Genomic DNA, 10,356 nt, shown 5'->3' on the forward strand with positions numbered 1-10,356 from the left:
GGGGGCCCCCCAAACCCCCGGCCTCCCGCGGCGGGTTATTCGCGTTCTCCTGAGAACTGTCGCGACCGAGGACGGTCCGCGCCGACGCCGCCGTACGGGAACGCCGGCTCAGCGCCGGGCCGTCACGCTGCCCTCGACCGCGAACAGCTGCTCCTCGACGTGGTCGAGCGCGAGGCGCAGCGCGCCGGTGCCGACGGCGGCCTCGCCGAGCAGCGAGAGCACCACACGCGGCGGACGGAGGCAGAACCGCGCCAGTTCCTCGCGGAGCGGCTGCAGCACCCCGTCCAGTCCGGCCGCCCAGCCGCCGACCACCACCAGTTCGGGGTCGAGCGCCAGGACGAGGGCGCCGACGTCGTGCACCAGCCGCTGGATGAACCGCTCGACCGCCGCCTCGGCCCGGGCGTCACCCTTCCTCGCCAGCGCGAAGACCTCCGCCACCGCCTGCTCGTCGAGCGGGTGCAGCGGTTCGTCGGTCGTCGACAGCAGGTGCTCCGGCGTGACGCCGCGCCCCAGCAGGTGCAGCGCGCCGATCTCACCCGCCGCACCGCCGTAACCGCGGTGCAGCCGGCCGCCGATGAGCGAGCCCGCGCCGGGGCTCAGCCCGGCGAGGACGAAGACGATGTCGTCGGAGTCGGTCGCGGCACCCTTCCAGTGCTCGGCGACGGCCGCCGCGTTGGCGTCGTTCTCCACGATCACCGGGCAGCGGAAGGAGCGGCGCAGCCGCTCGCCGAGCGCGAGGCCCGTCCAGCCGGGCAGCGCGGTGCCGAGCCGCACCGTGCCGTCGGCCTCCACGATCCCGGGGGTGCCGACGCCGACCGCCCGCAGGTTCGACCGGGGAACACCGGCGCGGCGCAGGACGTCGGCGACGACCATGCGCACCTTGTCGAGGCGTTCGTCCTCCGGCGCGGTCTCCGACACCTCGCGCGCGCCGGCGCTGATGATCCGGCCGTCGAGGCCGGAGAGGAGGGCGGCGACGCGGTGCGGGCCGATCTCGATGCCGAGCAGATGCCCGGCCTCGGCGCGGAAGCGGAACCTCCGGGCGGGACGCCCCTGGCGCCTGGCCTCACCCTCCTCGGGCGCGGCCTCGACGACGAGGCCGCCTTCGATGAGCCCCTCGACGACGCCTTCGACGGTCGGCCGGGACAGCCCGGTGATCCGGGTCAGATCCGTGAGTGTGCGCGCGTCGGAGCCGCGCAGAGCATGGAGTACCACCGCGGAATTGATCCGCCGCAGAAGCGACGGATCCCCGCCGGTCAGCCGCCCCACCGTGTGTCCTCCCAGCTCGTGCCCGTCTCAGGCGGATGGTACTCAATGGTTCCGGAGGCGGCGAGGGCCGCCCCCTGCCCGTGTCCGGGCCGTGTCCGCGCCGAGACCCCGGTCCGCTCGTCGGTCCGTCCTTCGGCCCGCCCTCCGGTCCGCGCGTCCGGGGCGGACTGACGTGGCGCCAACTGTCAGTGCCGGACGGTTTACTGGGCACATGACCACGACACGCCTTCTGTCGGACCTCGACTTACTGCGGTCGAGGGAGTTTCCGACGCGGCCGGAGCAGGTCGGCGACCTCGACAGCGGGCCCGGTTTCCATGTCGCCGCGCTGGCCACCAGCGAGGACTTCTGGGAGGACGACGGGAGCCGCCGGGAAGCGGTCGAGGAGCAGTACGAAGCGGAGCGGGACGGACTGGCCGCCCTGCTGGCCGCGCGCTGGGGCGAACCGGACCGGATGAGCCTGTGGTCGCTGCACCACCGCAGCATGGAGGGGGAGCTGCTGCCGGAGCCGTGGTCCGTGCTGTGCGCGCACGTACCGAACCTCACGCTGTGGCATGTGGACGCCCGATGGATCGGACTGGGCGTCTCGCAGTGGGACGAGGAGCTGCCGTTCCAGCTCCTCGCCGTCATCACGGACGTGGACCCGCCGTGACGGGGCCTCCGTCATCGTCCTCGGCGGCGCGGTCGAGGACGAGGTCGAGAGTGACGGTCGGAACGGTCACGTGGCCGGCAGGCCGGCCGCCCGCCTCAGCCGTGCGTACTCCTCCGCCATCGTCTCCGCCGTCCAGTGCGCGTTGAGCCCGCTCGGATTGGGCAGGGCCCAGATCCGCGTCGTGCCGATGGTCCGCTCCTGAGGGCCGATGGCCGCCTTCGGCTCGCCGAAGGCGGTGCGGTACGCCGTGACGCCGACGACCGCGAGCCAGCGGGGCTTCAGCCGCAGGACCTTCTCGGTGAGGATGCGGCCGCCCTCGACGTACTCCTCGCGGCTCAGCTCGTCGGCGCGGGCCGTCGGCCGGGCGGCGACGTTGGTGATGCCGAGTCCGTACGAGAGCAGCTCGTCCTGCTCGTCGGGGCGCAGCAGGCGCGGGGTGAAGCCGGAGAGGTGGAGCACCGGCCAGAAGCGGTTGCCGGGGCGGGCGAAGTGGTGACCCGTCGCGGCGGTCATCAGGCCCGGGTTGATGCCGCAGAAGAGAACGGCGAGGCCGCCCTCGGCCACGTCGGGGACGACGCGGTCGCGGGCGGCCTCCAGTTCCTCGCGGGTGAACCGGCGGGTCCGGGTCAGAGGATCGCGCCGGGGGTGTAGGCGGCGGCCTCGGGGTGCTGCTTGACGAGCTCCTCGATCCGGGACACCACGGTGGCGACCTGGTCGGCGGCGGCGCCGGTGAAGGAGAGCTTGTCCGCCATCAGCTCGTCGAGCTGCGCGCGGTCCAGCGGGATGCGGTCGTCGGCGGCGAGCTTGTCGAGCAGCTCGTTGCGCTCGACGCCCTGCTCGCGCATGGCGAGGGCCGAGGCCACCGCGTTCTCCTTGATCGCCTCGTGGGCGAGCTCGCGGCCCACGCCGGCGCGGACCGAGGCCATCAGGACCTTGGTGGTGGCGAGGAAGGGGAGGTAGCGGTCGAGCTCGCGGGCGACGACGGCCGGGAAGGCGCCGAACTCGTCGAGCACGGTGAGGAAGGTCTCCAGCAGGCCGTCGAGCGCGAAGAACGCGTCCGGCAGCGCCACGCGGCGGACCACAGAGCAGGACACGTCGCCCTCGTTCCACTGGTCGCCGGCCAGCTCGCCGGTCATCGAGGCGTAACCGCGCAGGATGACCATGAGGCCGTTGACGCGCTCGCAGGAGCGGGTGTTCATCTTGTGCGGCATCGCGGAGGAGCCGACCTGGCCGGGCTTGAAGCCCTCGGTGACCAGCTCGTGGCCGGCCATCAGGCGGATCGTCTTGGCGATCGACGACGGGCCGGCGGCGAGCTGCACCAGCGTGGTGACCACGTCGTAGTCGAGCGAGCGCGGGTAGACCTGGCCGACCGAGGTGAAGGCGTGCGCGAAGCCGAGGTGACCGGCGATGCGCTGCTCCAGCTCGGCGAGCTTGCCGGCGTCGCCGCCGAGCAGGTCGAGCATGTCCTGGGCGGTGCCGACCGGGCCCTTGATGCCGCGCAGCGGGTAGCGGCCGAGCAGCTCCTCCAGGCGGGTGTACGCCACGAGCAGCTCGTCCGCGGTGGTGGCGAAGCGCTTGCCGAGGGTGGTGGCCTGCGCGGCGACGTTGTGCGAGCGCCCAGCCATGACCAGCTCGCCGTACTCGGCGGACAGCTTGCCCAGACGGGCCAGGACGGCGACCGTACGGTCCCGGACCAGCTCCAGGGAGAGGCGGATCTGGAGCTGCTCGACGTTCTCCGTGAGGTCACGGGAGGTCATGCCCTTGTGCACGTGCTCATGGCCGGCGAGGGCGTTGAACTCCTCGATGCGGGCCTTCACGTCGTGCCGGGTGACCTTCTCGCGCTCGGCGATGGAGCCGAGGTCGACCTGGTCGAGGACGCGCTCGTAGTCGGCGAGCGCCGCGTCCGGAACCTCGATCCCGAGGTCCTTCTGGGCACGCAGCACGGCGAGCCACAGCTGGCGCTCCAGCTTCACCTTCTGCTCGGGGGACCAGAGGACGGCGAGCTCCGCGGAGGCGTAGCGGCCGGCCAGGACGTTGGGGATACGGGGCTTCACAGTCGCAGCAGTCACGTGTCCAGAGTTTACTGGTGATTTCTGCAGGCCAGCGCCGTGGTCCCGGCTGGAGCTTGCTACGAGACCCACGTCACGCCGCCGGTGCCCGCCACCGGCTCAGACCTCGGGCCGCACCTCGTACGGCAGCAGCTCGGGCCGCTTCGGCGGGCGGCCGTCGCCGGACGAGCGGCCGGTGAGCCGACGGCCGATCCACGGGCCGAGGTGCTCCTTGGCGAACCGGGCGTCCGCGGCGCGCCGCGTCACCCAGCCGGGCCGTACGGCGGCCGGGAGCGGCGCCCGCCAGTCGTCCTCGGCGGCCAGGCCCAGGGTCTGCCACACGGCCTCCGCCACCCGTCGGTGGCCGTCGGCGGTGAGGTGCAGCCGGTCCACGTCCCACAGCCGGGGGTCGCCCAGGACCGGTGCGCCGTACAGGTCGGCCACCAGCGCGCCGTGTCGGCCGGCCAGCTCGTCGACGTGGGCGAAGAGCTCCTCCATCCGGGGACGGAAGCGTTCCATGACCGGGCCGTTCCGGCCGGGGCTCCGCATCAGGACCAGCTGTCCGCAGGAGGGTGTGAGGCGTTCCACGGCCTCGGTCAGGAGGTCCTTCACGCGGACCATGTCGACCTTGGGGCGGAGGGTGTCGTTGAGGCCGCCGACGAGGGTGACCACGTCGGCCTTCATCCCTGCGGCCAGGGCGACTTGCTCCTCGACGATCTGTCCGATGAGCTTCCCGCGCACCGCGAGGTTGGCGTAGCGGAAGCCGGGCGTGCGGGCGGCGAGCCGGCCCGCGAGGACGTCCGCCCAGCCCCGGTACGAGCCGTCGGGCCTCAGGTCCGACATACCCTCGGTGAAGCTGTCCCCGACGGCGACGAGACTGTTGTACGTGGCATTGATCTCCATGGCGGACCCGATCATACCGCGCGGTATGCGCGGGTGCCGTGGAGAACCCGGGAGGGGAAACCCGATGAGCGACGCGCTCCTGAACGCCCTGGCCGAGGCACTGGCCGGGCTGGTGACGGCGGTCAAGACCAGCGACGAGGACACCCTCGACCCCGGCACGGCCGTGAAATGGCTCGAAGACACCGGTCACGTGCTCTCCGGGCTCGGCCACGCCGACCGGCGCACCCTCGACGGACTCTTCCGCGCCGCCGCCCTCCGGCAGCCGCCGGGGCCGTGGCGCGACGGGCTGCTGGAGGTCTCCGCGGGCTTCCGGCTCGACGAGGACGCCCACCTCGCCCTCGTCGACGCCGTCGCCGAGCGGGCGGGCCGGTACGAGAAGACCGTCGGGGACGCCGACCCGGCCACCCCCGTGCCGACCTGCCCCGGCTGGACGCTCGGCGACCTGACCCGCCACCTCGGCACCGTCCACGGCTGGGCCGAGCACCTCGTGACCGCCCGCCCCGCCACCCGCGTCCGCGCCGGGGACCTGCCGCTCGCCCCGCCGGCCGACCCGTCCGCGTACCCCGGCTGGTTCGCCGCCCGCGCCGAGGGCTTCACCGCCGCCGCCCGCGCGGCCGATCCCGCGGCGCCGGTGTGGTCACCGGGCGCGGACCCATCGGTGCGCCACTACCCGCGCCATGTCCTGGCCGAGACGGTCGTCCACCTCGCCGACGCCGAGATCGCGCTCACCGGCGGCGCGCGTCCGCTCGACCCGGGCACCGCCGCCGACGCGCTCGACCACTTCCTCACCACGGCCCCCTACATCCCGTGGATCGCCGAGCCGCTCGCCCACCTCGACCGCGACGGCACGGTGCTGCGCCTGGTGGCGCGCGACAGCGGCGCCGTCTGGACGCTGGTGCTCGGCGGCGGCGGTTTCACCTGGAGCCGGGGCGGCGCGGGCGGCGGGGGCGCCGAACCCACCGCGAGCGTGACGGCCGACGCGGGCGAACTGCTCCTCCTGCTGCATCGCCGGTACGCCGCCGACGACCCGCGCTTCACCCACACGGGCGACCGCGACCTCCTCGACGACTGGCTCGCGGCCACCGCCCTCTGAGGGCGCGCACGCGGCACGCACACGGGAAGGGCCCCGGGACGCGAGATCCCGGGGCCCTTCCTCACGCGCGACGTCGAGGCGCGGCTCACGGCGCCGCAGGGCGCCCCACCAGCTCGCGGAGGACGTCCTCCATCGTCACCAGGCCGGCCAGCTTGCCGTCCTCGTCGAGCACGGCCGCCAGGTGCGTACGGCTGCGGCGCATCGCCGTCAGCACGTCGTCCATCGGCGTCGCGGCCCGCACGCGGGCGATCGGCCGCAGCGCCGACACCGGGAGCGGAAGGTCGCGCGGGGTGATGTCCAGGGCGTCCTTCACATGGAGGTAGCCCAGGATCCGGCGGTCGGAGTCCACCACCGGGAAGCGGGAGAAGCCCGACTCGGCGGACAGCGCCTCCAGCTCCTCCGGAGTGGTGCCGACCTGCGCGTACACCACCTTCTCCACCGGCATGACCACGTCGCGCACCGGACGCCGGCCCAGCTCCAGGGCGTCGTGCAGACGCTCGGTCGCGCGGTCGTCGAGCAGGCCCGCGTCGCTCGAGTCGGTGACCATCCGGGCCAGCTCGTCGTCCGAGAACGTCGCCGCCACCTCGTTCTTCGCCTCCACCCGCAACAGCTTCAGCAGCGCGTTCGCGAAGGCGTTGATCGTGAAGATCACCGGGCGCAGCGCGCGCGCCAGGGTCACCAGCGGCGGGCCGAGCAGCAGTGCGGTCCTGGTCGGCTCCGCGAGGGCGATGTTCTTCGGCACCATCTCGCCGAGGAGCATGTGCAGATACGTGGCCACGGTCAGCGCGATCACGAACGAGATCGGGTGGACCAGGCCGTGCGGCACGCCGACGGCGTCGAAGACGGGCTCCAGCAGGTGCGCGATGGCGGGCTCGGCCACGATGCCGAGCACCAGGGTGCACAGCGTGATGCCGAGCTGCGCCGCCGCGAGCAGCGCGGAGACGTGCTCCAGACCCCAGACGACGCTGCGGGCCCGGCGGTCGCCGGCCTCCGCGAGGGGCTCGATCTGGCTGCGCCGGACCGAGATCAGGGCGAACTCGGCGCCGACGAAGAAGGCGTTCACGACCAGCGTGAGGAGGCCGATCAGCAACTGGATCGCGGTCATCGGCGCGCCTCCCCGGTCTCGTCGTCGTCCTGGGGGATCGGCGCGTGCAGCAGGACGCGCGCGGCGCGGCGCCCGGAGGCGTCGACGACGTCGAGGCGCCAGCCGCCCAGTTCGACGGTGTCGCCGACGGCCGGGATCCGGCCGAGGTCGGTCGCGAGGACGCCGGCGAGGGTCTCGTACGGTCCGTCCGGCACCTTCAGGCCGATGCGTTCCAACTGGTCGGTACGAGCGGCTCCGTCGGCCGACCACAGCAGCCGGCCGTCCTCGTCCTCGCCCGCACGCGCGAGGTCGGGGGTCTCGTGCGGGTCGTGCTCGTCGCGCACCTCGCCGACGACCTCCTCGACGATGTCCTCCAGCGTCGCGACGCCGGCCGTGCCGCCGTACTCGTCGATGACGACGGCCATCGTCTGCTTCCCGGACAGCCGGTCGAGCAGCTTGTCCACGGTCAGCGTCTCGGGCACGAGCAGCGGCTCGCGCGCGATGTCGCCGACGCGGCGCAGCCGCCGCTCGTCGGCCGGTATGGCGAGCACGTCCTTGATGTGCGCGATGCCCACGACCGTGTCGAGGTTGCCCCGGTAGACGGGGAAGCGGGAGAGGCCGGTGGCGCGCGTGGCGTTCGCGACGTCCTCGGCGGTGGCCTGCACCTCCAGGGCGGTCACCTGGACGCGCGGCGTCATCACGTTCTCGGCGGTGAGCTCCGCGAGGTTCAGTGTGCGAACGAACAATTCGGCCGTGTCCGCCTCCAGGGCGCCCTCCTTCGCCGAGTGGCGCGCGAGCGCCACCAGCTCCTGGGGGGAACGCGCGGACGCCAGCTCCTCGGTGGGCTCCATGCCCAGGCGGCGCAGGATCCGGTTGGCGGTGTTGTTGAGGTGGCTGATCAGCGGCTTGAACGCGGCCGTGAACACCCGCTGCGGCGTCGCCACGACCTTGGCGACGGCGAGCGGCTGTGAGATCGCCCAGTTCTTGGGGACGAGCTCGCCGACCACCATGAGGACCACGGTGGACACGGCGGTGCCCAGGACCAGGGCGATCGAGGAGGCCGCCGTGGGGGAGAGGCCGAGTGCCTCGACCGGTCCCTGGATCAGCTTGGAGATGGAGGGCTCGGAGAGCATGCCGACGACCAGATTGGTGACGGTGATGCCGAGCTGCGCGCCGGAGAGCTGGAAGGTGAGCGACTTGACGGCCTTGAGGGCGCCGGCGGCTCCGCGCTCGCCGCGCTCGACGGCCGCTTCGAGCTCGCCCCGCTCGACGGTGGTCAGCGAGAACTCCGCCGCCACGAACGCGCCGCACGCGATCGCGAGCAGTAGCGCCACCAGGAGCAGAAGCACTTCGGTCATCGGTTCACCTCCGTCCCATGATCAGTCAGCGGGGCACGGAACGCGCGATGTCGGTCGCCGGAATCGGAACCGGTGCTTTCGGTGAGGGTGGCACCAGTACTACTGGGAGGCTCGCCCATGGGCGGACGTTCACACCTTTCGGTCGTCTCGGTCTTCTGAAGGAGATCCCATGGTAAAGGATCGGCAAAACGGCCGGTCGATCACCCGGTGAACGGCTTCACCCAGCGACGCCACTGATCCTGCCGCTCGTACCCCGCCGCCTCCCAGGCGTGGTGCGCGCGCTCGTTCACCTCCAGGACCATCGCGTCCGCGCGGCGCCCGCCCAGCGAGGCGAATCGATCCTCCGCCGCCTTGAGCAGGGCCTTCGAGAGGCCGCGCCTGCGGTACGAGGGGAGCACCGCAAGCCGGTAGAGCGAGGCACGCCAGCCGTCCCAGCCGGCGATCACGGAACCGACGATCCGGTCGCCGTCCACGGCGAGGATCAGGGCTTCGGGGTCGCGGTCGAGGAGCCGCCCCACCCCGTCGGCGTCGTCGGAGATGGAGGTGCCCTCGGCAGACTCCCGCCAGAAGGCGAGCACGGACTCGGCGTCGGAGGGCACGGCGGCCCGGATCTCTATATCGATCATGGCCCGATCCCACCACGCGGTTCGGGGCGTCGCCAGCACATTCCACAGGGTGGAGCGGCGGTACGGGTCACCCCGTGACGAAGCAGAACTCGTTGCCCTCCGGATCCCGCATCACCTGGAAGGATCCCTGCTCGTCGGTGACGAGGCCGCCGACGCGGACAGCGCCGCGCGGCGACGACTCGTCGGCCGCCGCCTCCGGGTCGGGCACCTCCAGATCGAGGTGGAGCCGGTTCTTCGCGGCCTTTCCCTCGGGCACCCGCTGGAAGGCGATGCGGACGAAGCCGGGCGGGTCCACGTACGACCAGTCGGGGCTCCGGTCGACGGGCTCCCCGCCGAGGAGACCCGCCCAGAACCGGACCAGCGCGGCCGGGTCGCCGCAGTCGAAGACGAGCTCCTGAACGTGTGCGCGCATCCCCTCACTCTACGGAGGAGCCTCCGCGGCGGGAGCCTTCGTGGAGCGAGGGGAGCCGGATGCTCGGCTCAGGCTCCGGTCGCGCGCGTGAACGCGGCCGCGTCCCAGGTGCCGCCGAGCGCGGGGGCGAGCCAGCCGCCCGCCGCCGCGCGGAAGGCCGCCGGGTCCAGCGCGCCGGAGCCCTCCGGCACCACGCCGAGCAGCGGCGCGCCGGCCGACTCCGGCAGATCGGCCAGATTGCACCGCGCCGCGAGGTCCGGTGCCGCGGGCCAGCTGCCGACGACGACACCGAGCTGCTCGATCCCGCGCGCCCGCAGCGCCTCGGCCGTCAGCGCGGTCGAGTTCAGCGTCCCGAGGCCGGCCGGCGCGACCACGAGGACGGGCGCGCCGAGCAGCCGGGCCGCGTCGGCGAGCGTGCCGCCGTCCTCGTCGAAGCGGACGAGCAGCCCGCCGGCGCCCTCGACGAGCACCAGGTCGTGCTCCTCGGCGAGCGCGCGGGCCGCCTCCGCGACCTGGGCGGGTCCGACCGGGGCCATTCCCGCGCGGCGGGCGGCCGTGCCCGGGGCCAGCGGCTCCGGATAGCGGGCCAGCTCGGCGGCGGTCTTCGCGCCCGAGAGCCGTACCACCTCGTCCGCGTCACCGCGTTCGTCGGGCGCGAGCCCGGTCTGGGCGGGCTTCAGGATTGCGACCGAACGCCCGGCGGCGACGGCCGCGGCGGCGACCGCCGCGGTGACGACGGTCTTGCCGATCTCCGTCCCCGTCCCGCTGACGACGACGATGCTCATGGTGTTCCCTTCTCTCTCCGTGCGGGGGGGGGGGGCCGCGGGCACAGAGGCCGCCCCGCCCCCCACGGCGGCCGCAACCCGCAGCGCCCGCGCCGCCCCCCCCGCCCCCCCCCGCACCGCGCCCGGCGCCGG

General features: G+C 73.5%; 11 protein-coding genes. 2 read left to right on the top strand and 9 right to left on the bottom strand.

The window, feature by feature from the left end; translation table 11 throughout:
• Positions 1 to 108: 108 nt before the first annotated feature.
• Entirely contained in the window at positions 109 to 1,266 is a 1,158-nt protein-coding gene (locus ACFW1I_RS30400) for an ROK family transcriptional regulator (RefSeq protein WP_384675930.1), read from the bottom strand.
• Between the two features lie 211 nt (positions 1,267 to 1,477).
• On the opposite strand from ACFW1I_RS30400, the gene ACFW1I_RS30405 reads away from it, so the two are divergent.
• A complete protein-coding gene (locus tag ACFW1I_RS30405; RefSeq protein ID WP_384675932.1) occupies positions 1,478 to 1,915 on the top strand; it encodes a hypothetical protein in 438 nt (145 codons plus the stop codon).
• Between the two features lie 66 nt (positions 1,916 to 1,981).
• On the opposite strand, the gene mug is transcribed toward ACFW1I_RS30405, so the two are convergent.
• The 3 genes from mug to ACFW1I_RS30420 all read right to left on the bottom strand — a co-directional run bounded on the left by mug (position 1,982) and on the right by ACFW1I_RS30420 (position 4,866).
• Positions 1,982 to 2,479, bottom strand: coding sequence for a G/U mismatch-specific DNA glycosylase (gene mug, locus ACFW1I_RS30410; protein ID WP_384675934.1), 498 nt, complete (start codon positions 2,477 to 2,479; stop codon positions 1,982 to 1,984).
• 62 nt (positions 2,480 to 2,541) lie between these two features.
• Positions 2,542 to 3,984: an adenylosuccinate lyase gene (gene purB, locus ACFW1I_RS30415; protein ID WP_384675936.1), complete on the bottom strand. Its 1,443-nt coding sequence runs from the start codon at positions 3,982 to 3,984 to the stop codon at positions 2,542 to 2,544.
• 99 nt (positions 3,985 to 4,083) lie between these two features.
• The gene (locus tag ACFW1I_RS30420) at positions 4,084 to 4,866 is read right to left on the bottom strand and encodes an SGNH/GDSL hydrolase family protein (RefSeq protein WP_384675938.1); all 783 of its coding nucleotides are present in this window, start codon (positions 4,864 to 4,866) and stop codon (positions 4,084 to 4,086) included.
• 64 nt (positions 4,867 to 4,930) lie between these two features.
• Here ACFW1I_RS30420 and ACFW1I_RS30425 point away from each other — a divergent pair, with 64 nt between their 5' ends.
• Positions 4,931 to 5,959 carry a maleylpyruvate isomerase N-terminal domain-containing protein gene (locus tag ACFW1I_RS30425; RefSeq protein ID WP_384675940.1) on the top strand — a complete coding sequence of 343 codons (1,029 nt, stop codon included), beginning with the start codon at positions 4,931 to 4,933 and terminating at the stop codon, positions 5,957 to 5,959.
• Positions 5,960 to 6,044: 85 nt separating this feature from the next.
• On the opposite strand, the gene ACFW1I_RS30430 is transcribed toward ACFW1I_RS30425, so the two are convergent.
• From ACFW1I_RS30430 to bioD, 5 genes are all read right to left on the bottom strand, one after another.
• Positions 6,045 to 7,064, bottom strand: a complete 1,020-nt coding sequence (locus ACFW1I_RS30430) for a hemolysin family protein (protein ID WP_384675942.1) — start codon at positions 7,062 to 7,064, stop codon at positions 6,045 to 6,047.
• Positions 7,061 to 8,401, bottom strand: a complete 1,341-nt coding sequence (locus ACFW1I_RS30435) for a hemolysin family protein (protein ID WP_384675944.1) — start codon at positions 8,399 to 8,401, stop codon at positions 7,061 to 7,063. Before ACFW1I_RS30435 ends, ACFW1I_RS30430 begins: the two co-directional genes overlap by 4 nt.
• Before the next feature lie 200 nt (positions 8,402 to 8,601).
• Positions 8,602 to 9,027 (bottom strand): GNAT family N-acetyltransferase, encoded by a 426-nt coding sequence (locus ACFW1I_RS30440; protein ID WP_384675945.1) that lies wholly within the window; start codon positions 9,025 to 9,027, stop codon positions 8,602 to 8,604.
• A 67-nt stretch (positions 9,028 to 9,094) separates the two neighbouring features.
• Complete coding sequence (locus tag ACFW1I_RS30445) at positions 9,095 to 9,439, bottom strand: VOC family protein (protein WP_384675947.1); 345 nt, start codon at positions 9,437 to 9,439, stop codon at positions 9,095 to 9,097.
• Positions 9,440 to 9,507: 68 nt separating this feature from the next.
• A complete protein-coding gene (gene bioD / locus ACFW1I_RS30450) occupies positions 9,508 to 10,224 on the bottom strand; it encodes a dethiobiotin synthase (protein ID WP_384675949.1) in 717 nt (238 codons plus the stop codon).
• Positions 10,225 to 10,356: the final 132 nt, after the last annotated feature.

The organism is Streptomyces sp. NPDC058955, from assembly GCF_042741435.1.
GTDB lineage: Bacteria > Actinomycetota > Actinomycetes > Streptomycetales > Streptomycetaceae > Streptomyces.

Bases quoted from the DNA above. Each gene is read 5' to 3' on its own strand.
- ACFW1I_RS30405 (WP_384675932.1), top strand. From the start codon at position 1,478: ATGACCACGACACGCCTTCTGTCGGACCTCGACTTACTGCGGTCGAGG.
- ACFW1I_RS30420 (WP_384675938.1), bottom strand. From the start codon at position 4,866: ATGGAGATCAATGCCACGTACAACAGTCTCGTCGCCGTCGGGGACAGC.
- ACFW1I_RS30425 (WP_384675940.1), top strand. From the start codon at position 4,931: ATGAGCGACGCGCTCCTGAACGCCCTGGCCGAGGCACTGGCCGGGCTG.
- ACFW1I_RS30430 (WP_384675942.1), bottom strand. From the start codon at position 7,064: ATGACCGCGATCCAGTTGCTGATCGGCCTCCTCACGCTGGTCGTGAAC.
- ACFW1I_RS30435 (WP_384675944.1), bottom strand. From the start codon at position 8,401: ATGACCGAAGTGCTTCTGCTCCTGGTGGCGCTACTGCTCGCGATCGCG.
- ACFW1I_RS30440 (WP_384675945.1), bottom strand. From the start codon at position 9,027: ATGATCGATATAGAGATCCGGGCCGCCGTGCCCTCCGACGCCGAGTCC.
- ACFW1I_RS30445 (WP_384675947.1), bottom strand. From the start codon at position 9,439: ATGCGCGCACACGTTCAGGAGCTCGTCTTCGACTGCGGCGACCCGGCC.
- bioD (WP_384675949.1), bottom strand. From the start codon at position 10,224: ATGAGCATCGTCGTCGTCAGCGGGACGGGGACGGAGATCGGCAAGACC.